This window comes from Halocatena halophila (genome assembly GCA_027563145.1).
GTDB lineage: Archaea > Halobacteriota > Halobacteria > Halobacteriales > Haloarculaceae > Halocatena > Halocatena halophila.
This window is the reverse complement of the sequence record CP071306.1, coordinates 2,534,052-2,558,145: the sequence shown is the minus strand read 5'-3', so window position 1 is coordinate 2,558,145 and position 24,094 is coordinate 2,534,052. Positions and strand designations below refer to the sequence as shown.

The 24,094-nt window shown below is 58.7% G+C and carries 25 protein-coding genes; 5 read left to right on the top strand and 20 right to left on the bottom strand.

Annotation, left to right across the window (positions count from 1 at the left end):
* The first annotated feature begins 47 nt into the window (after nucleotides 1-47).
* From JXQ78_RS13615 to JXQ78_RS13605, 3 genes are read left to right on the top strand one after another with little or no spacing between them, the layout of a single operon-like run.
* Nucleotides 48-464, top strand: coding sequence for a DUF5810 domain-containing protein (locus JXQ78_RS13615; RefSeq protein WP_330631314.1), 417 nt, complete (start codon nucleotides 48-50; stop codon nucleotides 462-464).
* Between the two features lie 47 nt (nucleotides 465-511).
* Entirely contained in the window at nucleotides 512-937 is a 426-nt protein-coding gene (locus JXQ78_RS13610) for a DUF5809 family protein (RefSeq protein ID WP_330631313.1), read from the top strand.
* Nucleotides 930-1,541, top strand: a complete 612-nt coding sequence (locus JXQ78_RS13605; protein ID WP_330631312.1) for an NUDIX hydrolase — start codon at nucleotides 930-932, stop codon at nucleotides 1,539-1,541. Before JXQ78_RS13610 ends, JXQ78_RS13605 begins: the two co-directional genes overlap by 8 nt.
* Before the next feature lie 24 nt (nucleotides 1,542-1,565).
* Here the strand turns inward: JXQ78_RS13605 and JXQ78_RS13600 are convergent, their stop codons facing one another.
* Nucleotides 1,566-1,754, bottom strand: a complete 189-nt coding sequence (locus JXQ78_RS13600; protein WP_330631311.1) for a hypothetical protein — start codon at nucleotides 1,752-1,754, stop codon at nucleotides 1,566-1,568.
* A 92-nt stretch (nucleotides 1,755-1,846) separates the two neighbouring features.
* Here JXQ78_RS13600 and JXQ78_RS13595 point away from each other — a divergent pair, with 92 nt between their 5' ends.
* Nucleotides 1,847-2,188, top strand: coding sequence for a rhodanese-like domain-containing protein (locus tag JXQ78_RS13595; protein WP_330631310.1), 342 nt, complete (start codon nucleotides 1,847-1,849; stop codon nucleotides 2,186-2,188).
* Between the two features lie 52 nt (nucleotides 2,189-2,240).
* Here JXQ78_RS13595 and yciH read toward each other — a convergent pair whose 3' ends face one another.
* The 10 genes from yciH to JXQ78_RS13545 form a co-directional block, all read right to left on the bottom strand.
* A complete protein-coding gene (gene yciH, locus JXQ78_RS13590) occupies nucleotides 2,241-2,534 on the bottom strand; it encodes a stress response translation initiation inhibitor YciH (RefSeq protein WP_330631309.1) in 294 nt (97 codons plus the stop codon).
* Nucleotides 2,535-2,593: 59 nt separating this feature from the next.
* Complete coding sequence (locus JXQ78_RS13585; RefSeq protein WP_330631308.1) at nucleotides 2,594-4,786, bottom strand: transglutaminase TgpA family protein; 2,193 nt, start codon at nucleotides 4,784-4,786, stop codon at nucleotides 2,594-2,596.
* Entirely contained in the window at nucleotides 4,783-5,781 is a 999-nt protein-coding gene (locus JXQ78_RS13580) for a DUF58 domain-containing protein (protein WP_330631307.1), read from the bottom strand. Before JXQ78_RS13580 ends, JXQ78_RS13585 begins: the two co-directional genes overlap by 4 nt.
* Nucleotides 5,778-6,722, bottom strand: coding sequence for an AAA family ATPase (locus tag JXQ78_RS13575; protein WP_330631306.1), 945 nt, complete (start codon nucleotides 6,720-6,722; stop codon nucleotides 5,778-5,780). Before JXQ78_RS13575 ends, JXQ78_RS13580 begins: the two co-directional genes overlap by 4 nt.
* A 124-nt stretch (nucleotides 6,723-6,846) precedes the next feature.
* Nucleotides 6,847-7,869, bottom strand: a complete 1,023-nt coding sequence (locus JXQ78_RS13570) for a hypothetical protein (protein ID WP_330631305.1) — start codon at nucleotides 7,867-7,869, stop codon at nucleotides 6,847-6,849.
* Nucleotides 7,870-7,872: 3 nt separating this feature from the next.
* Entirely contained in the window at nucleotides 7,873-8,334 is a 462-nt protein-coding gene (locus JXQ78_RS13565) for a DUF6114 domain-containing protein (protein ID WP_330631304.1), read from the bottom strand.
* Between the two features lie 45 nt (nucleotides 8,335-8,379).
* Nucleotides 8,380-9,024: a DUF6230 family protein gene (locus tag JXQ78_RS13560; protein WP_330631303.1), complete on the bottom strand. Its 645-nt coding sequence runs from the start codon at nucleotides 9,022-9,024 to the stop codon at nucleotides 8,380-8,382.
* A 349-nt stretch (nucleotides 9,025-9,373) separates the two neighbouring features.
* Nucleotides 9,374-9,913 carry a hypothetical protein gene (locus tag JXQ78_RS13555; protein ID WP_330631302.1) on the bottom strand — a complete coding sequence of 180 codons (540 nt, stop codon included), beginning with the start codon at nucleotides 9,911-9,913 and terminating at the stop codon, nucleotides 9,374-9,376.
* Nucleotides 9,914-10,024: 111 nt separating this feature from the next.
* Nucleotides 10,025-10,492 carry a DUF5518 domain-containing protein gene (locus tag JXQ78_RS13550; RefSeq protein WP_330631301.1) on the bottom strand — a complete coding sequence of 156 codons (468 nt, stop codon included), beginning with the start codon at nucleotides 10,490-10,492 and terminating at the stop codon, nucleotides 10,025-10,027.
* Nucleotides 10,493-10,542: 50 nt separating this feature from the next.
* A complete protein-coding gene (locus JXQ78_RS13545) occupies nucleotides 10,543-12,906 on the bottom strand; it encodes a DEAD/DEAH box helicase (RefSeq protein ID WP_330631300.1) in 2,364 nt (787 codons plus the stop codon).
* A 264-nt stretch (nucleotides 12,907-13,170) separates the two neighbouring features.
* On the opposite strand from JXQ78_RS13545, the gene JXQ78_RS13540 reads away from it, so the two are divergent.
* Nucleotides 13,171-14,181, top strand: a complete 1,011-nt coding sequence (locus JXQ78_RS13540; RefSeq protein WP_330631299.1) for an alcohol dehydrogenase — start codon at nucleotides 13,171-13,173, stop codon at nucleotides 14,179-14,181.
* 16 nt (nucleotides 14,182-14,197) lie between these two features.
* Here the strand turns inward: JXQ78_RS13540 and JXQ78_RS13535 are convergent, their stop codons facing one another.
* From JXQ78_RS13535 to JXQ78_RS13495, 9 genes are all read right to left on the bottom strand, one after another.
* On the bottom strand, nucleotides 14,198-14,770 hold the full coding sequence (locus tag JXQ78_RS13535) for a dolichol kinase (protein WP_330631298.1): 573 nt from the start codon (nucleotides 14,768-14,770) through the stop codon (nucleotides 14,198-14,200).
* Nucleotides 14,771-16,465: a glycine--tRNA ligase gene (gene glyS / locus JXQ78_RS13530; RefSeq protein ID WP_330631297.1), complete on the bottom strand. Its 1,695-nt coding sequence runs from the start codon at nucleotides 16,463-16,465 to the stop codon at nucleotides 14,771-14,773.
* Complete coding sequence (locus JXQ78_RS13525; protein ID WP_330631296.1) at nucleotides 16,462-17,310, bottom strand: CBS domain-containing protein; 849 nt, start codon at nucleotides 17,308-17,310, stop codon at nucleotides 16,462-16,464. The genes glyS and JXQ78_RS13525 overlap by 4 nt, the downstream gene beginning before the upstream one ends.
* 83 nt (nucleotides 17,311-17,393) lie before the next feature.
* Nucleotides 17,394-17,918: a DUF7529 family protein gene (locus JXQ78_RS13520; protein WP_330631295.1), complete on the bottom strand. Its 525-nt coding sequence runs from the start codon at nucleotides 17,916-17,918 to the stop codon at nucleotides 17,394-17,396.
* 126 nt (nucleotides 17,919-18,044) lie between these two features.
* Nucleotides 18,045-18,443, bottom strand: a complete 399-nt coding sequence (locus JXQ78_RS13515; RefSeq protein ID WP_330631294.1) for a DUF7555 family protein — start codon at nucleotides 18,441-18,443, stop codon at nucleotides 18,045-18,047.
* On the bottom strand, nucleotides 18,443-20,080 hold the full coding sequence (locus JXQ78_RS13510) for an ABC transporter ATP-binding protein (protein ID WP_330631293.1): 1,638 nt from the start codon (nucleotides 20,078-20,080) through the stop codon (nucleotides 18,443-18,445). The genes JXQ78_RS13515 and JXQ78_RS13510 overlap by 1 nt, the downstream gene beginning before the upstream one ends.
* The gene (locus JXQ78_RS13505) at nucleotides 20,077-21,432 is read right to left on the bottom strand and encodes an ABC transporter ATP-binding protein (RefSeq protein WP_330631292.1); all 1,356 of its coding nucleotides are present in this window, start codon (nucleotides 21,430-21,432) and stop codon (nucleotides 20,077-20,079) included. The genes JXQ78_RS13510 and JXQ78_RS13505 overlap by 4 nt, the downstream gene beginning before the upstream one ends.
* 3 nt (nucleotides 21,433-21,435) lie before the next feature.
* Nucleotides 21,436-22,935 (bottom strand): ABC transporter permease, encoded by a 1,500-nt coding sequence (locus JXQ78_RS13500; RefSeq protein WP_330631291.1) that lies wholly within the window; start codon nucleotides 22,933-22,935, stop codon nucleotides 21,436-21,438.
* Nucleotides 22,932-23,978 (bottom strand): ABC transporter permease, encoded by a 1,047-nt coding sequence (locus JXQ78_RS13495; RefSeq protein WP_330631290.1) that lies wholly within the window; start codon nucleotides 23,976-23,978, stop codon nucleotides 22,932-22,934. The genes JXQ78_RS13500 and JXQ78_RS13495 overlap by 4 nt, the downstream gene beginning before the upstream one ends.
* Nucleotides 23,979-24,094 lie beyond the last annotated feature (116 nt).

The window sequence follows — 24,094 nt, the reverse complement described above, 5'->3', positions numbered from 1 at the left end:
AATCCATATATGCTATATTAACACATCTGCCCGAACGACGGTACATCGTGACACAGTTTCAATGGATGGCCGCCGGCGAAAGGGATATTTTCGCCCCACTGCGACTGTCAGGTATGGGCTATGAGTGTCCGGTCTGTTCGATACCGCAGGCCGATGAGTCGCATCTGGCCAATCATCTCGCGTTTCGTGCAATGGTTCATAGCGACGACCACGAGACGTATCTCGAGGAGACGGTACCGGAGTGGGGATCGATGGGCGAAGACGAGCTTGGAGCGGAGCTCTCGACTGTCGTTGCTACAACTGAATTTCCACAGGTGTTCGAGGATACGACACCGAACCATGATCACGACCACGACCACGCAATCGAACCGTCGATGGTTTCAGGCGGTGAGACGCTCGACGCACAGGCCCAGGCGGTGCTCGAGGAAGCACGTGAGCTGACCAGAGAGCGCGATCAGTCCTGACGACGAACACCGTGGCTGCTATTTATCCGGCCTCGCAAGCACCGGGCATGCATTCTGATGGGATACTCAATCCGACCACCGAAACCGCGGTCCGGGAACGCTACGGTGCAGTTGGTGGTACCGCCCAGACCGTCGTCAGATCGACGACAAAGGCGATGTCGTTCGATCGCTCGGAGTACGACGAACGGGTGACGACCGACGTCATCTCTACGGCGCACGAGGCGCTGTTCGGATCGTTGCTCGAAGTGATGGTTGGAACTGCCGAGGAGTTCGATCGCTGGTGTGACGACCACAACCACGAGGTCGAGCTGATCGGCAGCGAAACGGTCGACAACGTCGTGTTCCACCCGGTCGAATTCGAATCCGTAGTCGTCGGCGCGACCTATCAACAAAAAGAGCGCGCGGCCATCGAGACGCTGCGTCGCCACGCGTTCGGGAAATACTACCGGCCGGTCATCCAGAAGGATGATTGAGAAACCACCTGAAGAGTGGGTGTTGCTGGAGTCTGTCACCGAATATGAGACGGGCTGGTACACTGGCGGGTACGATCTGTACAGACAGCCCGATGGGTCCGAAAAGCGCTACTACTGGGCGCGGCTTTCGCCGGCCGTTGTCGTCGTCGCTCGCGACGGCGATGAGCTAGTGATGGTCGAGCAGTTCCGGCCCCCGATCGGCCAGTTCGATCTCGAACTCCCCGCCGGAATCGTCGACACAATGGACTGTGCGGAACCAGTCGAGAGAGCGGACACGCCGGGAGGGCTCACAGAGACCGCCACAATCGAACCAGCAGCCTATGAAACAGCAGCCAGACGCGAACTTCGAGAAGAGACGGGTCTGGTTGCGGATGAAACCACGTTTCTGGAGGACAGCTGGATTGCAACGGGACTCCTTACCCATCAGCGTGGCTACGTCTTCGCGAGCGATCTCGAACCCACTGAGAGAGAGCTCGATCCGAACGAGTTCATCACCGTGCGAAAAATTCCGATTGAGGATGCGCTCACCGTCGCTCGTGAAAACCCATCGAACGGGGCGACGATCCAGGGGCTGTTGCTCGCCGACCACGAAGGACTGCTCTAGGTGCGATAGCACCGACAGCGCCACTCAGCCGTCCGGAACGACGTAGGTCGTGATGAGGGGTACGACCACGACGAGTGCGAAAAAACACATGATCGTCAGATTGATTCGATCCTGGTAGTGGCTTCCGAACACCAGCCCAAACAGTGAACTCGAACAGATCAACCCCAGAATGTACAGCTGGTTGATGCGCGTTCGAACGAAGTTGTCGTCCATAGCTGTCCTTCCTTTTCACAGAAAAAGTGACTTCTGCTGGAGGATCTTTCGGAGAACGGTCGATATTTCCCGATCCATTGCATTGAACGAGTATGGACGGCGAGATCAGCGCAGCTGACCTACACACAGCGCTCGAAAACGGCGAGGACGTAGAAATCGTCGACATCAGAGACCCAGGATCGTTCGAAAAAGGACACATTCCCGAAAGCAAAAATCTACCGTTCGCAGAGCTCCCCCAGCGGGTCGAGGAGCTCGAAGGGACAGACCACATCGTCACCGTCTGTCCGCTGGGAAAATCCTCGATCAAGGCCGCCCGGCTCATTGGCTCATACGAAGGTATCGAGGGGCCAGTTGAGAGTCTGAACGGCGGCCTTCGCGGCTGGGAGTACGAACTGACGGGTGCAGCGGCTGACTCTGGAAACGCTCCGTTCTAGCGAACGCAGTCGCTACTTACGTTGCACAGACCGACGACTGAGAACTGCTTCGTTAGGCCACGTTGAATCCCTGATCGCGGAGGAAGTCCTCGACTCGACCGCTGTGATTTCCTTGGAGTTCGATCGATCCATCTTCGACCGTGCCGCCACACGCGAACTTCGATTTGAGGTTCGACGAGAGCGAATCCATGTCGACATCACGCGGATCGAACCCTTCGATGACCGTTACCTCTTTTCCGTATCGGCGCTCGTCGATGTGAATCTTGATTTCCTGGGACTCTTTGGCAACGTCTTCGCAGACGCAGAGTTCCTGGGGCAATCCACACGTCGAGCAGACTTCCGACATTACAGACAGAACTACTCGATGGCCCTATTAAACACTATCGACCGTTCAGCGCACAACAGTCAGGAATATCGAAAGCTGTTACCACCGACGAGCGCCCTTCGCCGACGCTTGAACAGTTCGATTGCTTCACTGACGAGTGATTCCGATCGATCACCCGCGTAGATTACCTGTTCGTAGATTGCTACCAGTCGTCGATCTTCACGCGTTCCCACGTCTCGGACGTACTCGCGTCTGGTTTCACCAGGATCACGTGGTCGATGTTCTCGCGTCAAGAGATACTCGAGCCGATCGTAGACTGCTTCCACGTCGGTTGCCGGATCCGACCGGGAGAGACTCCACAACCAGATCAGTCGGCGGAGCCCTCTGAACACTCCCCACCGTCTGAGGACAGCCAGGAGCCCGCCAGCGATCGTTATCCCGAACACGATAGTGCTTGCCGTCGGCAGTTCGATCGATGACTCGCCATCCCCGCCAGACACATCAGCACTCGCGTTAGCGAACGCTTCCGGGCGATAGGCGGGCGATGAGCCGGTATCTGGTGTCGTTCCACTGCTCGGTGTGGCGGTTGATTGGTCGGGTTCTGTCGTTGCTGTCGAAGCTGTTGGCTCTGATGTCGGAGTTGGTGTGGGAGTGTCGGTCTCGTTCGGAGCGGAGCCCGAAACGTCCACGTTTGCGGCGTCGTCCTCGCGTGCGGCATCGATTGCGGACTGCTCTGCTTGTTGTCGTGGCTCCGATGGCGTGGGATCGAATCGAACCCAGCCAACACCCTGGAAGTACACCTCCACCCACGCGTGGGCGTCGAGTCCGCGAACGACCCATTTGTTCTGTCCAACGCGCTGACCGGGAGCATAGCCCACGGCGAGTCTGGCCGGGATCCCCTGCGATCGGAGCATCGTCACCATCGTCGTCGCGAAGTGGGTGCAGTAGCCTGCGTCTCGATCGAAGAGGAAAGTCGAAGCCACCTGTCCCTCGGGTTCACGAACGGATAGCGAATAGTTCCAATTTTTCTTCAGATGGGACGAAATGACCCGTGCTGAATCGTATGGCGTCTCTGCGTTGGCAGTGAGCTGTTCGGTGTACCGAGAGACATCATCCGGCGTGCTATCGGGAAGCTGCGTGTACCGATCCTGTAGATCGTTGGGGTACGACCCCGATGCGTTCTGGAGTTCCCGTGGCGAATATCTGGGCGCGACACTCTCGACGGTGTAGTTGTCACCCGGCTGGAGCCGTCCCTCTGGCCTGAGACCGCCGAACGACGTAGCGTCCGCCAAAGCGCCCGTGACGCTGGTCGGTCGCCAGGCGGCCGGCATCACCGACAGCGTATCTCGGGGCGAAATCGTCTGTGTGAATGTCGAGCCACCGCTTTTTGGCCCTGTAAGCTCGTCGTCCGGATCGTGAGTGTCGGCCGTTCTGACCCAGCCATCACCGGTGTATCGGTCGTACGCTCCGATTCGCCAGTACGACTGGCGATCGCTCTCGACTGTGAATCGCACGGTTGGACTGAGTTTGATCGAGCCCCCAACCGACAGCTCGTCGTCCGATCGTGTGAGTGAGGCCTCTACAGTTTCACCAGGCCCGGTCGAACCGCCCGCACCGAGGGGGGCAGACCCTCCCGGAACGATGCTAATTGAGGCCGTCACCACGAGTACGAGCGTGAGAACAACGAGTACGCGATCAGTTTGCATCAATCGTGCTTTACGGCGCTCTAATCCCTCGATGCCGAGGGTGAACACGCCACCAAGCACACCGATTAACGCGTCCGTTCCGGAAATATCGCCAGTAAGAATCACAAACGCAACCGTTCCACAGCCAATAAGCGTGCTGTAGCCAAACTGCCGACGCGTGGCGAAATACGCCAAGAGAAACGTCGGAATCGGGGCAACGGCAACGGCCCACATTCCCGCGTTGATGATTCTGAGGATCGACATGCCGGTGAGCAACGCCGTAGTGTCCCCCCAGAGTCCACTGATGGTCAACGTGAGCGAATACTCGGGCGGTATCGTCGAGACGTACAGCAGAGAACCGAGCGCCGTGATGATTGCCCCACCGACGATTGCCCCACTGAGTGGGACAAACCGACCTGCGATGACGCCCGTAATAACCGCACCGGCCACGAGAACGAAAAAGAGCTGTGGATCACCGTCGATATCGACCGCCGTGTACAACACACGCAGATAGGCGCTTCCAAGTACTGAGAGTCCGGTCGCCGCAAGCGCAAGGCGCAGCCATTGCTGGCGAGTGCTGTCGTTCAAGAGAGGCCCACCTCCGGAGCAATCTGCTCGTGTGCGTTGCCACGATCGGGCTCGAGACACGCCGTAAACGGAAACTCCTTGCCATCGACAGTTACCATTGCCGTACCGCGTCGACCAACGACGGAAAGATCAGCTGACTCTAGCGCAGCAGTGGAAACCCGCCCAGGCGATGTCGTCGCCAGAACGAACAACAGCCGCTGGAAAAACGCTGTCTGATCGGTCGAAACGGTTCCGTTCGGAAGTACTACTGTCACCGAGACGCCCTGTGTGCGGAGATAGGCCACCAGACTCGCGACAGCTCGAGCCATCGCGTCGACGTTCTGGCGGTTGCCAACGCCCTCTGCAACGAGGGTAACGCCACCGGATTCGGAGTGTGAGTACTCGACAACGAACAGATCGTCGTGTTTTGCGCTCGTTTTCCAGTCGACCGAGCTCAACGACTCGCCGGGGACGTGTTCTCTGAGCCGCTCAAACTCCTGGCGTTCGATTACGCCCGACGTGCTGGCGAGAGCCGACAGCGACGGTGGCGGCGAAACCGGCGACAGCTGTGGATACACGAGAATGGGATCGGCGATTGTGTATCGAAATGTGCGAGTGAATAGTTCGAGCGGGTCGCTCACCGTGACATGAAGCGGGCCAACAGTGTGTCGACCGCGCCGAACGTAGGTGATCGGATAGCTAACCCACGTCTCCGTATCTATCGGCTGATCCACGCTAGTCGGCTCCGTCCCCGACAGTTCCTCGTGGATGGAAACAAGGCCGCCGCTGGTTACGCGCAGTTTCATCTCGTGGGTCGTCCCCACCGGCGCGGGATCGGGAACGACACGCTCAACCGTCGGTTTGTCGAGACTGAGTACCCATCCGAATGCGAGGACGACAAGCACCAGTGCAGGAACGGCAATTGCATCGAGCGTGCGCGCACCGTGCATGCCACCGGCTACCATCGCCAGCACACCACTGCAGATGACAACCCAGCCACGTCGTGTGACGTTCATACTTGAACCGAATCGAGCGCTCGTTCGATGACAGACGATTGGGAGTCCGTCTCGGCTGTCGGCCGAATTCGGTGTGCGAGTGTAACCCTTGCTTCCGACTGAACGTCGGACGGACGGACGTATGATCGTCCCGCAAGCGTTGCTCGTGCCTGTGCGGCACGGACCAGCGCGATAGAGCCACGCGGGCTCACCCCGAGTCTTGCGTGCTCGCGCGTGTACTCCGCAATGGCCGTGACGTACTCCCGAATCGACGGTTCGACGCGGACGTCGGCAACAACATCCTGTGCACTCCGGATCTCTGCGACCGTCGCAACCGGTGAGAGCGACTCAATCGGATGGCCACCAACGATCCGGTCTAGCAGTTCGGCCTCCTCGGTCGCGCCTGGATAGCCAAGCTGCAGTCGTTTCATGAATCGGTCAATCTCTGCGACAGGAAGCGAATACGTCTGATCCGCCGCGACGGAGTTCTGTGTGGCAATCACCGTAAACGGTGCCGGTACCGGGTGAGTTTCGCCATCAACGGTGACCTGGTGTTCTTCCATCGCCTCGAGCAGCGCACTCTGTGTCTTTGGTGGCGCTCGATTGATCTCGTCGGCTAACACCACGTTCGCGAAAATCGGTCCGGACTGAAACTCGAATTCGCGGGCTTTCTGATTGAACACGTTCACGCCCGTGATATCGCCCGGAAGAAGATCCGGCGTGAACTGCACGCGCCTGAACGAGCCATCGACCGATCGTGCCAGCGATCTGGCGAGCATGGTTTTTCCCACCCCGGGAACGTCGTCCAGAAGAACGTTCCCTCCAGCAAGAACTGCCGTGACGATCTGTTCGATGGTGTCAGAGTGACCGACGATGACGGTCTCGACGTTGTCAACGATCCGCTGGGCGATCGCCTGTGCCCGTTCTCCGTCAGCAGGTTCAGCAGTGACATTGTCCGTCATTGGTCGTGTGTATGTCTATGCATGCAACTGAACACACATACACTTTCCCGAGTGCTAACCAGTCTCTGTGCGAAATGTGCTCGTACTACAAAAAATTACTGACCGACACCACGACGGAGTGTGCTCAACCAAAGAGCGACGAGACGATCCCTTCAAGGAGCCCTTCGTCGTCACTTTCCGTCGGTGTCGTTGTTTGTGTCTCCACAGAGGAACTCGGAGTCGCCGTCGACTGTACTCGTTGGACCTCGGCGGATGGTTCAGTAGGCGTTGCAGGTGCGGGTGTGGGTGATGCAGTCGGCTTTACCGAGCCGGCTGCAGTCTGTGCGTCGGTCTGGGGTGACGAACTGGTTGCTGTCGATGAAGCAGTCGGCGTCGACGATTCAGTCGGTGGCGCTGTCGGTGTTGACGTCGAACCCGGTGTGGTGGCCGGTGGCGTCGAGGATCCCGACGCCTGTGTCGTCGCTACTGGCGTTGGCGTCACCGTCTCGTTCGTCGTTTCGTTGGTCGTCTCGTTGCTGGTTCCGTTCTCACTGATCAGATCGTCTTCGGTGGCGTTCGTCTCGTTCAACACCTCATCGAGCGTGGGATCGGGCAGATTATCCGGAATCGTACCCGAAGAGCTGATCTGTAGGTTCTCTGGATTGAGGTTGTACACACCAAGCCAGTACACCTCCAGTGTCGTCGGAATTGGATTCGGGATCCCCTCCGGAAGGCAGAGCTCACCACCACCCAGGTCGCCGAGCTCGGCGAGCGTGTCCACGAGCGCGCTCTCGCCGTTCGTGTACAACACGAGATTTCGATTTACCTCTGCCGAGTCGAACTGGATGTGTGACTGAATCGAGCCCTCCTGACCGACGTAAATATCAACATCTTCCAGTCTGGCATCGTCTATTTTGACTCGATTCACATCCTCTGAGAGCTTTTCGGCACAGATATGTCCCGAAGTGTCGCCCAGAAGACTGCTGTCCGGATAAATACCTCCCGTCGTGATCGTATACGTGACTCGGTCGTCAACGCCGGGCGGGGATTCCTGCCCGGAAGAGACGACAGCAAAGCCAGCGCTCACCACCAACATCGTCGTGATAACGCCCACGGCGACCGTTCGAGGTCGGATCGTGCGCAGTCGATGAAATATGTTCGATCGCATGTGTTATCGCCACCGGTCAAGCAATCCCGAAGGCTCATCTGACGATTCGTCATCGTTTGTGAGCAGCTCTCGAGGGGAATGCTGTTCGACAACCTCCGATTCCCACGCGAGACAGAGGTTCGAGCCGAGCAAGACGAACAACGCGCCGATCACGAGACCGCCGAGCGTGAACACGAGCGACGGAACAATCAACACGAGACCAACGTAGCCGAGGATGGTGGTGTACTCGGGTCGTGTCAGTGTGAACACCCCAGCCAGGAAGATCCCGGAGGCAACGACCAGCCCCGCGATGATGAACGATCCCCCTCGCAGGAAGATGACATCCTTGGCGATGAGTATCGACACGTAGTACATCGGGACACTCCCGAGTATCACCAACAACCCACCGAACACGGGACGGCGCTGTCGCCAGTCGGTGAACCGTTGTCGTCGGCTCTCCTTCGAATTATGATTTGAATTTGACATTATAGCTGGGATGCCTAGCAGAATTCACGAAGACGGTGTCAGGATCTACTCGTTGTAGTTTCCGTCTCCGTCCGAATCATACTGAACGTCGAGGCTCAGTCCAGGCAGGCTGATCGAGCTGGACGCCAGGTAGTGCGCCTGGATGTCAGCGCCTTCGAGCGTCTGTGCCGGTCCATCGTTTTCCAGCGAGATGAGGCGGGTCTCGGTCAGCTTATCCTGCTCGGTGGACGCGTCACCGGCCCAGATACCAAACTGCTGTGCTGGGCTGTTTGAATTCGCCTCATCGATGACCTGCTGGTTGAACGTCGCCGTATCGGCAGAAAGCGAGCTCACCTTGACCATCTGCTGGTCGGCGGTTACCGTGTCGCTCGCCGTCATCATGATGCGGGCGTTCCCGTCCAGCGTCGGAATGGAACTCACGTCGAACGTTTTGGTGAGCTCCATTCCCTCAATCGTCACTCCCTCCTGCTCGATCACCGCCATCGGGTAGCCCTCCTGATTGCTCGTATCGTCGTAGCCAGGGTAGATGAATGCCGAATCGGCCGACAGAGAATCGGCCGAAATCTGGAATCCGCCGATACCGGCGAGTGGCACTGCGTATGCCGTCGTAGACAGCATCACCAACACCACCACTGCGAGTACCGCGATCGATGCACCCATTCCCTTACCGAACGTGCGTTTATCGTACATGGTTGACAATGTCGTGCGTGCCAAAGTGGCCGATGTCGGGAAACCATATATATCTGCCGAAATGAACATATCGTAATCGAGTCTGTTCACTCGGTGGCACTGATGACGACATTTCACAGCTGGCTTCCCGACCAGACACAGTGTCTGGCATCATCCGTTTCTGGACGCATCGACCCGGGCAAGGTTTCTATGTCACTCTGTGAGAACTTTTACCCGGCTATACGTGGGCATTTAACATGGAATTCTCGAGAAGGCTCCTATTGCCCGAAAACAGGAGGTAGACAGAGAATACTTTCGTTCAGTGCACGTCATTCGTTGAACGATCATATTCAGTTGCGTTAAGATCCAGTTACTGCTCCATGAGCAGTCCGTAGACGAGGCCCATCGTCGCGCCGTAGGCCATCCAGGCCACCGTTGAGGCCAGGCCGAACGCCGGGAACTGAGCTGGGGCTCCGATCGCCTCTAGCCACAGCTGCAAGAGGATGCCGTGGAAAACGAGTCCAATGATAATACCGTAGAGCTGTCCGATCGCCAACAGTGTAACGCCGAGCGCAGATCGCGTCAGCAGTGGCACGAGAAACTTCTGCAACAGAGCGGAGTTCTGTGAGAGCATGATCACGCGTGTGACGAACGGATTGACCGAGCCGGCGATGACACCCAGGAAGATCCCACCGAAGATGAGACTGTAGACGATAACCATGAGCCCACCGGTGATCTTATCCCAGTGGCCAGCTGATGCGCCGATCATTTTCACACCCGTCACGTCCCCGAAATGGAAGACGATGATCGCCTGGAATGCACCAAACAGCGATGCAATCACGATTGCTTCGATGCTTTTGCCTTCAATGCCAGTCAGATCATACAGCTTCGAACGAACCGATCGTGTCATACCACCGCACCATCGCCGCACTGATAAAAAGCTCGTGCGAGAATAATCGGGTCGTTGAAAACCATCGTCGAAATCACTGAGTCAGAGTCTTCAAAAACGGGGATCGATCAGCTATCGACCGAGCACCTGATCGACACCCGACCGAGCAGCTGCGCCGAGAAGGCCACCAATGATCCCATCGAAGATGATGAACAGCCCGACCACCAGTCCCAGGAACACCGTTCCGCCGAACGCAGAAAAGACGGGCGACTGGAGCCCCGCCAGTTGCAAGACGAGCAGCGGTGGCGCGATGTACATACCGAGGAGCGCTCCCATGAACGCGACCACCCAGCCACCAACGAGTCCCGCTCCAACGCCTGCAAGCAGCCCGTGAATCCATCCGCGCAGCCCACCGATCCAGTAGCCCGCCACGATTCCCGCGATAATCCCGCCGCCAATCGTCGTGAACAGCGGGACAACCATTGCGCTCAGGTTCACCAACGCACCGAGTATCGCGCCCGCTATAATCGCGCGTTTGCGTATGGAGGTGTCGTTCCAGACCAGAAACTCCGATCGACTGATCGCGTTACTCTGACTCATACAGCTGTACACTGGTCAATTACCGTAATAAATATTCGGTGCTGATATGTTCAGTATTCGGCAGTGAGAACGTCCCGAATTCTAGAAGCGGTTACCTCACCGACCCCAGAGACGGTCTGGAGATCGTCTTCAGTGGCGGTCATTACGTTCTCGACGGTGCCAAACGCACTGAGGAGCGCCTGGGCGGTGACGGGACCGACCTCTGCGATCGCACTCACGACGTACTCCTGTTGTTCGGCCACCGTTTTGCTGTGTTTGTCCCCGTGAACACTCACGGTTCGGTCGTCGTCAAGCTGTTCGCGCTTGGCGATCGTGGCCAGCAGCTCGGTGGTGCCGTCTTCGTCTGGCGTAAACAGCACGCTCGCCCCGAAATCGATCGCAAGCGACGACAGTGCGCCTCGAATCGCGTTCGGATGGATGTTTCGCCCTTCAAAGAGCGCGTCCTGTGATCCTTCGACCAGGACGATTGGGCGCTGATAGCTCCGGGTCGCTGCGCTGATCTGCTCAAACAGCGATCGATCGCCCTCAACGATCGTATCCAGAAAGTCACTGACTGATTTCCGTTCGACGACGACCCGATCCGAGCAGATGTAATCACCCACATCGAGCGTTTCGAGCCGGGTGGTGAGCTGATCGCGCGTCGAGAGTGATCTGGCGATCGTTGCGTCAAGCTCTCGCTGATCGATGACGATTTCGACACCGTCTTCGTCGCTGGGAGTCGGTTTGGGGCCGTCAATCGTCTCCTCAGTGGCTGGCTCCGCTGGTTGCTCGAACGCATCAAGCGCGGTCTGGCCGGCCTGGGGCTGTGCCGACTGCTCGTCTGTGGGGTGTGTCGCACCCGGGGGTGTGAGCTCCGATCGAACCGCACCGGCCACCTCCTTGAGCGATTCGAGCTCGGACTGCATGCGTTTTTCTTCACGACGGGAAATCCAGAAGAAAGCCTCATCGCGGGTATCCTCGGCAAGCAACACCACCACGTGGCCCTCACGCCCACGGCCGGTTCGGCCTTTCCGCTGAATCGAGCGAATGCCCTTGGGGACTGGTTCGTAGAACAACACCAGATCCACCTCCGGCACGTCGAGGCCCTCCTCGGCGACCGAAGTAGAAACCAGCACCTCGAATTCGCCCTCGCGAAACGCCTCTAAGGTTTTGCGCTGTTCAGTCTGGGTCATCCCGTCTGAGCCATCCGTGTCGGCCTGCCCAACGAACTTGCGGGTTTCGAAATGATCGTTGAAAAACGAGGTGAGCGTTTCTGCCGTGTCGCGCGATTCCGTGAATACGATCACGCGCTCGCCATCGTCGATGCCCAGCGTCTGGGCGAGCAAAATGCGGGCGCGGCGGAACTTCGGGTGAAGGTCGTCAAACGATTCGGCGGCGTCCATCGCCGAACGAACGGCTGGATCGCTCACGAATCGCTGGGCAGCTTTCGACGCACCGGAGGATTTGGCCGCGTTGCGCTGGCGTTCGAAATACCGCCGGAGTGATTCGACGCTCTGTGTTTCGACCAGTTCGACCGCCCGACGGAGCTTCATCAGCTCGGCGTGGATCGACATCCCCTCATAACCGTCGCTGTTGCCGGCGTCGATCAGCCGCTGGAGCTTTCCACGCATTGCGTTGAGCTGTTTCTGTGAGCAGTCCGGACTCGAAACGTTTGTGACGCCAAGTTCGCGCAGCGCTTCGAGACGGTCACGAATGACGTCGTTGAGCGAATCCCGAATGGTAATGATTGCTTCTGGAAGCTCAATCTTCTCCCAGTCGATCGTCGTTTCGTAGGTGTGCTCGCTCACGTCGGCGTCGGCTTCGGTCATGACGGCCACATCGGACAGCCCGAGATTCTCACAGACCGTCAGAATTTCCTCTTTCGTGCCGCCAGGCGAGGCGCTCATCGCCGTCACCAACGGATTCACGGCGTCCTGATGATAGCGCTCTGCAATGTAGTTGTAGGCGTAGTCGCCGGTCGCCCGGTGACACTCATCGAACGTGCAGTGAACGACGGTCTCGAGTGAGATTCGGTTGGCTATGAGATCGTTTTCGATCACCTGGGGCGTCGCAACGACGACGCGGGCGTCTTCGAACAGTTCGGCCCGATCGTCGGGCGACACACCGCCGGTGAAGACGACAATCCGTTCGTCATCGATCGTCAGCGCCTCGCGATAGAACGAGGCGTGCTGTTCGACCAGTGGTTTGGTTGGCGCGAGCAACAGCGCTCGCGAGGACTGCTCCTCAAACGCCCCCAGTCGATGGGCCGTCACGAGCAGACTCACGGTCGTTTTCCCCAGTCCGGTTGCCAGACTCACGAGCGTGTGATCCGAGCACGCCGTGTTCGCAAGCGAGAGCTGATACTCGCGTCGCTCTAGCAGCTCTGGGGTGAGCAGGTGATGGTCGAGATCGATCGCTGACGTTCCGGCCGCCATTGTGGTAGCTACCCCGGCACGGCAGCTTAAGCGTTCCCGTCCGGGCGGGCGAGGCTAATCTCAGCCACCCCTATGCTCGAAGATCGACAACAGCTTCTGTTCGCTGTGTTCTCGGACGCGATCTGGTCGTCGAAAGGGGGCACGCAAGCACTCATCGTAACAGTTGCACGACACCAGTATACAGAACATCATACTGATTACTTAAATTCATATCAGGGGATCGTTATTTCATCGCTGGTTCTTGATATACGGAGAGGAGAGCCAATGAAAGCCGTACAAGTCAGTGCAGCTGGAGAAGACTTCGAGCACGTCGATCAACCAATTCCTGATCCTGGCCCCGAGGAGGTGCGGATTGCCGTCGAGGCGTGTGGCGTCTGTGGCGGGGATGCAGTTCTCAAAGAGGGAGCGTACCCGGGGATTAACTATCCGCACATCCCTGGCCACGAAATCGCTGGACAAATTGACGTGGTGGGCACCGATGTGGAGAAATGGGACATCGGGGATCAAGTCGGTGTCGCCTGGCATGGTGGCCACTGTTTCGTCTGTGATCCCTGTCGACGCGGCGATTTTGTCAACTGCGAGAACGGATCGATCACGGGGATCACGTTCGACGGTGGATACGCTGAGTATACGACGGCACCAGCCGAGGCACTCGCACGCATTCCGGACGAGCTCGACGCACCAGCGGCTGCACCGCTCGTGTGTGCGGGACTCACCCCGTTCAACTCGCTCCGATCGAGTCCGGCAGGGTCTGGGGATCTGGTTGTAATCCAGGGGATCGGTGGCGTTGGACATATGGGTGTCCAGATCGCGACGGCAATGGGCTTTGAGACCGTTGCTGTTTCCCGGGGACCAGCGAAGGAATCGCTCGCGTTTGAACTTGGTGCCGACCACTACCTCGACGCAAACGAGCAAGAGCCAGCTGTAGCACTGCAATCGATGGGCGGAGCAGACGTGATCCTTACAACGGCTCCGAACGCCCAGGCGATTGGCTCGATTGCTGGCGGTCTCAAAGAGAACGGGCAGCTGCTAGTCATCGCCGAGCCCCACGATCCGGTCGAACTCCCGCTCTCTCAGTTCATCGCCAACCGCCAATCGATGCAGGCATGGAACGCAGGACATGCACGCGACGCACAGGATGCACTCGAATTCTGTGCCCTCCACGGAATCGAACCAATGATCGAAACCTATCCGCTCGAAGACGCATCCAGGGCATTCGAACGCATGTCAACCGGCAACGTGCGATTTCGCGCAGTGCTTTTGCCTGGCCAGTGAACGTCACCAGCGGGAGCTATACCAGTATCGTCACCGCATCTCCGAGAAGAATACCGAGCGCCACGAGTGGGGGAATCGAGAGGTTGTCGTCGATGACGTGTCCGAAAACGATCGGTTTCTTTCCGTCCGCAATCGTCGCCCCAATCGCGCCACAGATCGCCGCTACCGGCCCCACAAAGGCAATCGCGAGGAGCCAGCTCACCACGAACATCGCCGCCAGCACGTGTGCTGGCTTGCTTGGTGGTGTCCCACCGGAGTACAATACGCCAATCAGGGGATCAGCGACCATCAACACCAACAGTGATGGCACCGCGATCGTTGGTGAAACGGTCCACACGACGACGACTGTGCCGAGAAAATAGAGCAGATACCCAGCTGGACCGTCGCGTTCGTACTCGCGCAACATGGACGCAAACGGCCCGAGCTCGAGTTGCTCGGAAAGTCGTGCCCACTCGAGACAGAGCGCACAGAGACTACAAACAGCAAACAACAGCTGCACAGTCCGCCAGCTGATCATCCCCAGAAGATAGCCCAGTGGCACGAGCGCGCCGGAGCAGTGAACGAGTCGTCGCTGTTCCTCAGGGTGCATTTACGTCCGTTCTGTGAGATAGTCCTCGAGTGCGTCCACCGGGACGCGCTCTTGGGCCATCGTATCGCGCTCGCGAACCGTCACCGTATCGTCCTCAAGCGATTCGTGATCCACCGTGACGCAGAAGGGCGTCCCGATTTCGTCCTGGCGTCGATAGCGCCGGCCGATCTGCCCGGAGTCGTCGTACGTAACGGTGAAACCCGCGACGCGGAGTTTGCGAGCGAGTTCTCTGGCACGGTCGTCGAGACCGTCTTTGGTCATCAACGGGAAGACGCCAACCGTTGTGGGCGCAATCGACGACGGCAGCGACAGCGAACGGCGGCGTTCGCCCTCAACCTCGTCTTCGCGGTAGTTGTGCGCCAGTATCGTGTACAGCAGTCGATCGACACCGAACGACGGCTCGACGACGTGTGGCGTGATGTGCTCGCCGTTTTTCGTTGCCGTTCTCGAGAAGTTCGCCACATCCGTTGCGATCGTATACGCGTCGCCATCAACGGTGACAGTCACGGATTCTGCGTCGAACGCGTCAGGATCGGACTCTGCCAGCGACGCCAGCTCGTCGGCGATTTTGCCGGCGTCCGAGCCGTACTCCGGCCCGAGCACGCTCATCTCTGGATCGACGGATGGCTCTTCGACAGTGACCGGCTCGTCGTACTGTCGGAAGATGGTGTACTCCTCGTTGGAGTAGTCGTCGTGTTTCGTCAGATCGTATGCTCCTCGATAGGCAAAGCCGGTGAGCTCGATCCAGTTTCCATCGACCGACACTTCTGCATCCCACGTATCAGAGGCATAGTGTGAGAGTTCGTCCGGTCGGTGCTGGCGGTAGCGAAATCGCTCCATGTCGATCCCGACCGATTCGTACCATTCTGCGGCGATCGCCAGATAATACGCGATCCACTCCTCGACGAGTTCGTCTTCGACAGCGTCGCCGATCGTCATTCGGACGACCTCGCCGTCTCCCTCCTGTGCGGTGGCCGAATACAGCGGAACGGTGACATTTTGCACTCGATCGATCGATGGGGTGTCTCGTTCGGGATCGATGAACAGCTCGAGTTCTGCCTGTGTGAACTCCCGGACGCGGACGATCGACCGGCGCGGACTGATCTCGTTGCGGTAGGCCCGCCCGACCTGTGCCACACCGAACGGGAGCTGATTGCGCGCGTACTCCTTGAGCTGGGGAAACTCCACGAAGATCCCCTGTGCGGTCTCCGGGCGGAGATAGCCCGGTGCGGACGATCCCGGCCCGATGTTCGTCTCGAACATGAGATTGAACGCTGACACCGCAACGTCTGCGAGCGAATTTCCACAGGACGGACAGCTGAGCTCGTTCTCGGCGATCGTCTCCTCGATTGCTTCGAACGACATCGCCTCTGCGTCCTCGATCGTGGTTTCGTCTTCGACGAGATGATCGGCGCGGAAACTGCGCTCACAGGCCGGGCACTCGATGATCATGTCATCGAACGTGTCGAGATGGCCAGACGCCTCGAACACCGGCTCTCCCATTACGGTCGGCGCGTCGATCTCCATGTGTCCTTCCTGGGTGATGAATCGCTCGCGCCAGGCGTCGATCACGTTTCGCTTGAGTGCTGCACCCTGGGGACCGTAAGTGTAAAATCCGGACGCACCGCCGTATGCATCGCTAGACTGGAAGTAAAACCCACGCCGTTTGGCCAGCTCGGTGAGGGGCTCGCTCATACTGCCTCCAGCAGATTCATATCCTGGACGATGCCGATCAGCTCGCCGCCGCTGACCAGCGGAATCTGTTCGATGTCATGGCGCATCATCAGCTGGGCGGTCTCCTGGGCCGTCTGTGTGCGCGATACCGTCACGAGCTCATCGCTCATGTAATCGCTGACCGTTCCGTCCGGAAACTCGACGTTTCGCGTGGGATAATACCGATTGCCAACGGTTTTGATCCCTTCCCACATCCATTCGTCGTCGTCGCCCGCCATTGCGCCGCCGGTGTCGTCTTCGCCTTCGACGATCTCGGCCACTGCGATCAGATCCGCATCGGTGAGAATACCGGCAATCTCGGTCTCATCGTCGATGACGATCGCATACGGCAAATCGGCAAAGCGAAGCTCGCGTTCTGCGACCGACAGGGGCGTCTCCGCGTAGATTGCATTGACCGTCTGTGTGGCGAACCCTTCGACGGACTGGTCACCGTCTGCCTGACCGTCAGCAATGGCGTCGATTACGTCCGTGATCGTGATGATGCCATGAAGCTCGCCGTCGCTCACAACGGGCACGCGCCGTGTTCCGGTATCTGCCATCATCGCACTCAGTGCGGTGAGCGAGGTGTCTGCGGTCGTGGTTGGGCCTTCCTCGACCAGCAACGCGAGCTGGTCTTCGTTTGGATTCTCGATCAGCGTCTCCCGCGAAATCAGCCCACGAAACGTTTCGGTCCCGTCTTCCGTTTTGAGAACCGCGACGGAGGAAAACTCCCGGCTACGAAGGTGTTCCAGGGCAACATCTCGTGACCCCGGAATCGACACCGTAACCAGCTCGTCACGTGGTGTCATCGCATCTGTAACGTCCATATCGAACCCGTCGCCGTCGGACTACAAAGGCCTTACACATGTGTGCAGACGATACTCGTGGACCAGGGTGTAGTGAGCCCCGCTCACTCCGGGAAAAAGTGTTCCCAGCTTTCGTGTTTGAAACTGCCCAGAACGGTCTGATCGAGCGTCTGTACGTGGGTGTAAATCTCACCGCGCTCTCGCGCCGCTCTGGCCAGTGGATCTGCGCTGCGGAGTTCGTAGTTGCCGGCCAGCAAAATGACGTTCGCAGACGGCTCGTCGTACAACACCGTCACCTGAAAGGCGCGATCGGCTGCTTCCGAACGATACACCTCATACTCCTGGAAACCACCGCCCGCTCCGTGACCGCGATCGAACGCCGCGGTGAACTCTGTGGCCCGGTTGTCCGGAATGACGTGAATGAATCCAAACCGATCCGAATCCTCGCTGTCCGGTGGATTTGGAGCCGTGTCCTCGGCAGCGATCGCCGTCGTCGTCCACCCCTGTTCTGCGAGCTCTTTGGCCATGCCGTTCATGTCCTCGATCGTCGCTTGCCAGGCAGATTTGGCCTCCTCGGAGGACGCCGCAATTCGGTCGGATGGGTCCTCACTGTCACCGAATTCGGTCATACTGACAGCTGGGACGCCCAGGCATTAAACCTCACTCTCTACAGCAACGAGAAGCGAGTATTCGTCCATTGACCGGTCAAAAATAACACGTATGAAGAAAGTATTTAATTTGTTTCGGGCAATTGGTCACCGAACGACGCCGAAGACGGACTCCATAACGAACGAGACCACGAGCACGAGCACGCCCGCACCCATGATTTTCAGGCCGATCGGCAGCCGATCGGGGGGTCTACAGCCGTGGGAGTCGAGCGGCCAGTGGTCGTACAGCCAGATCTGGAGCGGCTGTTCGTCCATTGATGGGATCCGAGACTCGTCTTTCCACGGCGGTCGCGGTCTGAGTTTGAACGTGCCGATCGCAAGCAGCACGAAGCCAACGACGAACAGGACAAACTTCGCCGTCACCAGCCCGCCGCCTGTGATGAGTCCGACGAGCAGCCCTACGAGGAGCACGATCGTCGTGATCGCTCCGTCGTAGACGAGCAGATCGAGCAGCTGGCGATACCGAACGGGGGGTCCGTTGGCCATCACTCGGCACTCGACAGGAGGTCGTCGAAAGCGACTGCCGTGTCATCGAATTCCGACCGGTGGCGGTGACAGTAACTCGTTCTACCGGAGTCACTCACCGAGTGGTGTTCGGGCGACTGTTCGCCACAGTCAGATTCGAACGTTTCGACGAGGAGCTCGTGTGCACGGGACTCCTTGTCTGCGAGCACGAGCTCGATCGTCTCTTTGAGTGGCTCGCGGGCGACGGGATCGATATCATCAAGCGCTCGTTCGATGCGCGCAGAGTCGTCGAGCCCCTCGGTTGCAACGCCTTCGGCCTCGAGGCTTCCATTGCGGGTGAACACCTCTTCGGCCACATCAACGAAGTCCTCAAAGCCGGTTTCGAGTCCTAGCAGTGCTTTCGCGTGGTCTCTGACTCCCATCTCGCGATTCTCTCGTTCGCGGAGGATCTCCCGAAGTGTCTCGACGCTCTCCCAGGTGTGCTCATCAACATCCCGAAACGCCTCGGGTCTGATCTTCACCGGACAGCGCGTGCTGAACGGACAGCCAGACGGTGGATCACGCGGACTCGGTGGCGTTCCACGGAGGGTGACCCGTTCGCGGTCGGCTGTCGGATCCGGCTCCGGAATCGCCGACAGTAGCGAGTAGGTGTAGGGATTCTCCGGGTTCTGGAACAGCTCTTCGGTCTCGCCGATCTCCATGATGTGTCCCAGATACATCACGGCCACTCGATCACAGATGTGGCGCACCACCGAGAGATCGTGTGCAATGAACAGATACGTCAGTCCGAACTCGGACTGGAGGTCCTCAAGCAGATTGAGAATCTTCGCCTGCACGGACACGTCGAGTGCGCTCACTGGTTCGTCGAGCACGACGAACTCCGGCTCAAGCGCGAGCGATCGGGCAATGCCGACGCGCTGGCGCTGTCCGCCTGAGAACTGATGGGGATATCGGTAGTAGTGTTCCTCTCTGAGACCAACCGTTTCGAGCAGGTCTCTGACGTGAGCCCGCCGGAGCTGGGCTTTCGAGACGGCGACCGACACCGAGACCGACACCGACGATGATTGCTCGGAGACCGAGACATCCACCGAATCGGCGTTCATCGCGAGCGCATCACGAACTGCAATCGACGGTCCAGCGCCTGCGAGTTCGACCGTGATATCAGCGGATTCGTTCGGATCAGCGCGTATACCGTCGCCAGACACCGACACAGAACGGTCCTCCGGATCGTCGACGGCGACCGAAAAGTTGGGCCAATCGTGAACGTCGAGCGGTTCGCGGATGATCTCGCCGATCGTCATCCGGTGGTTCAGACTCGATTCGGGGTCCTGAAAGACGATCTGAGCCTCACGACGCCAGTTTTTGAGATCGGAGCCAGAAAGCGTCGTTACATCCGTGCCATCGAACAGCACCTCGCCCTCGGTCGCCGATTCGAGCTGGACGAGCGTTCTGCCGAGCGTGGTTTTTCCGCTACCGGATTCGCCAACCAGCCCGAGCGTCTCACCGCGATCGATGGCAAAATCAACGCCATCGACAGCTTTCACCGGATTTGAGCCGAATAGCCCACCGGTGTCGTAGTACGTTTTGAGCCCGTTAACTTCAACGAGCGGGCCGTTCTCGTTTGTCGCTGGATCATCTTCCTGGAGCAGTTCACTCATTGGTCATCACCTCCATCACCGCGCTTGCGGTGGTGTTCGACCGCATCACTCTCGGGGAGATCCTCCGGATACAACAGACATGCTGCCGTGTGATTATCATCAACGTCCTCGCTCACATCAACGTTGACGGGGTGGACCACATCACACGCGTCGAATGCCTTCGGACACCGGGGGGCGAACCGACAGTACGTCGGTTTCACGTTCGGCGTCGGGACGTCGCCTTCGATCGTCCGCAGGCGGTCCTCGTCGGGATGGCGGCCTGGAATCGACTCGAGCAGCCCCTGGGTGTAGGGATGTTTCGGAGCGCCAAAGACGGACTCGACCGGTGCCTTCTCGACCAGCTCGCCCGAATACATCACGTTGACCTGGTCTGCGATTTCGGCAATCACACCCATGTCGTGCGTGATGAACATGATCGCCAGGTCGCGTTCTTCCTGAATCTCCATCAGCAGCTCCAGAATCTGGGCCTGAATCGTCACGTCGAGTGCCGTTGTCGGCTCATCACAGATCAGCAGCTGTGGTTTGCACGCGAGCGCCATCGCGATCACTGCACGCTGGCGCATGCCACCGGAGAACTCGTGGGGATACTCATCGACTCGTCGGTGAGCATCCGGAATCGAGACCGCCTCAAGGAGGCGAATCGCCTCCTGGTGGGCCTCATCGCCCTGTAATCCCTGGTGGAGGCGGATTGCCTCTTTGATCTGGTTACCGACCGTGTACACCGGGTTCAGTGAGGTAAGCGGGTCCTGAAAGATCATTGCGATGCCGCGACCGCGGATCTTCCGATAGGCAGCCTCCGATGCGCCCGTGATGTCCACAAAGCCTCCGTCGTCAGCGTCGCGGACGATGTATGCGTCCTCGTCAGTGATGCCGAGCTGATCGGTGTAGCCACCGGCCACGAGATCACCCATTGTGACCGACCCCTCCCGGACGAGCTCGACTGGATCACGATCGGCCATCCCCGGGCCGTTCAGTCGTGAGAGATCTGCCTCCCGGGACTGCAGCTGTTCGATGAGCGCCGCCGGATCGTGCTCGGCACGAATATCTGCGAGATCGATCGTCTGGCCTGGATACTCCTCGGCCAGCCGTTCGACCGTATCCACATCGCTGAACTGAACGCTCCCACCGACGATGCGACCGGGAGAATCGACGAGGCCCATGATCGAGCGCGCTGTCACGCTCTTTCCGGACCCGGACTCGCCGACGATCCCCACGGTCTCACCCCGATGGATGTCGAAGCTAATCCGATCAACCGCACGTATCGTTTCCTTGTCGGTGAAAAACGAGGTCTGCAGGTTCTTCACCGACAGCAGTGGTGACTCCGTCGTCGTCTGTGAAACTGGTGTTGCCATTCCTTACGCACCTCCACCGGTGGCGCCGACACCGGCACTGGTATCTTCACCCTCGCTTTCGGGGTCCATTGCGTCTCGGATGCCATCACCGAGCGCGTTGAAGCCCGTCACGACGACCACAATCAACAGCCCGGGCAGCAACGAAATGTGCCATGCGGGCGTCGTCACGTACGCCTGACCCATACTGATTGCCCGTCCCCACTCGGGAACTGGCGGATTGATGCCAAAGCCAAGGAACGTCAGTCCGGCCGTGCCGATGATGACACCACCAATGGACATCGATCCGTAGATCAGCAGATAGCCTAGAATGTACGGTAACATGTGTTTCCGCATCGTCGTGCTCGAGCGCTGTCCGTAGCTTTTTGCTGCATCGACCCATTCTTCTTCGGCCACTTGCAGCGCCGGACCACGGATGGACCGCCACATATTCGGGAAGTACACGATACCAAACATAACTGCTAGCAGGAGGCCACCGTTATAGATCTTCCCAAGCCAGTGGTGGCTGAAGACCATCGAGGCAAGCATCAACACCAGCAGTGACGGCAGCGACTGGATCGTGTCGCTGACGAACACCACGGTCAGATCGGCAAGTCCCTTGTAGTAGGCAGTGATCATGCCGAGACCGGCCGCCAGCACGAGTGCAATACTGATCGCCACGACGCCGACCAGAAGCGAGATCCGCGCTCCGTAGGCCATGAACGTGAACAGATCCTGACCGGGGGAGGTGAGTGTCCCGAACGGGTGGAACCGATTGAACTCATCGTACTGCCACAGGCCGACGTTCTGCGAGCCACTCCCCTGTGAGGCAGACTGAAAGTTCGCCTGGAGAACGGAGATTTCCTCGACCGATCCCGTCTCCTCATCGAAGTACTGGATGTCGTGGGCGTTCATGTTGTACATGTTCTGATCGCCCGTCGACGGACTCACAGTTGGGGCGAACATCGCCATCCCGACGAAACAGATCACGACGACCATACCGAACTTCCCCCAGCTGTGAGAGCGAAGTCGGCGGACCATGTCGTCACGAGGCGTCCAATCAGCCGTCCGGTAGTTGGCCACGTACGTCCGGTAGCCACGCCAGAGCCACCAGAGAAACACGAACATGTAGCCATACACCAGCGCCACCCTGAGCAACCAGGCGTATTTCGGTTCGAGCCCGAGGAAGGTGCCGTGCCAGACGCCATCTGGAGTTTGATATCCCTGGTTCGGGATCACCGATCGACTCACCAGATCTGGCAAGCCGGCGGCGACGGTCGCCGCGCTCTCTAACCCACCGGCAATCGACCCCGAAATGGAAGGCAACACCGGGCCGCCGAGCACGGCAGTTCCGAGTGAGGCGAACGCACTCGCTAGTGCACTCACGATCGCCACAGTCACCTCCGCGATCGCACCCATCTCAAGAGCACCCAAAATTAGAAGGCCAAGCACCCACACGAGTGCCGGTCCGGGCTGCTCTAGGATCCGCTCGCCAAACGACTTCGTCTGTGTAACAGTTTCGCTCATGATTGTTCGTACCCGATTCGTGGATCGATTAGCGTGTAGAGAAAGTCCTGGATGATGTTCATGACCTGTAAGAACACGGCGAAGATGAACAGGATCCCACCCGCCATCGTGAGATCAGCGGAGTTGATCGCATCGAAGGTGAGTTTGCCGAGTCCGTTGATACCGAACACGAGCTCAACGAGCACCGATCCACCGACGAGCAAGAACGCCTCACCCGAGATGATTGGCACGAGCGGGATCAACGCGTTGCGAAAGACGTGCTTCCAGACGATGATCCGACCGGAAAGCCCTTTCGCGCGTGCGGTTTCGACGTAGTTCGAGTTGATCGTCTCAAGCACAGCGGTCCGTCCAATTCGCATTTCGTTGCCCATCGAAGACGACCCCAGGACGATTGCAGCCGGCATGATCCATTTGATCGCAGCAAACAGCTGCTCGGGGTCGGCCAGATTGTCCAGTGGTGGCCCCCCTATCACGCCGGTATCCCAGAGCCACTCTCGCCAGGAGAGTGCCACACCGAACAGTGACTCGGTGAAAAACTGCGAGCTCACGAGCACGCTCGAAAGGATGATCGCCAGCCAGAAGTTCGGCATTGCCCGCCAGACGATCCCGCCGAACGAGGCGAGATAATCCGATGAGGTGTTTGGATTCAATCCTGCGTAGAAACCGAGCGGAATGCCGATGAGCAGGGCGATCATCACCGACCAGAAGCCCAGCCAGATCGTTACCGGGGCGCGGGCGACGATGAGATCCATCACCGGCGTCCCACGGCTGATCACCCACGACTGACCGAAATTGAGCGTGATCAGTCCATGCATGAACTCGAGATACTGTTCCCACAGGGGGACGGGCGATCCATCCGGCCGGATGATCCCCAGCTGCAGTCGGATCTGATGGGCCATTACCGGGTCCTGTTTCTGTCCTAAAATCGCTGCGACCGGATCCAGTGGCCCCGCCCGCAAGATGAGAAACACTGCGGACATTGCGACGAAAACCACCGGGACGGCAAGCACCAATCGCCGGAGGAAGTAGTTCCACCGACTCACGGCTGTTCACCCCTCCGTGCGCATTGGTGTACGTGTAACATACGTTGCTGCATTTTTGTTTGTGGCAATTATTTCTTTCGTTTAGACGCCTGCATACGCGCTGAAAAATGGCGGTT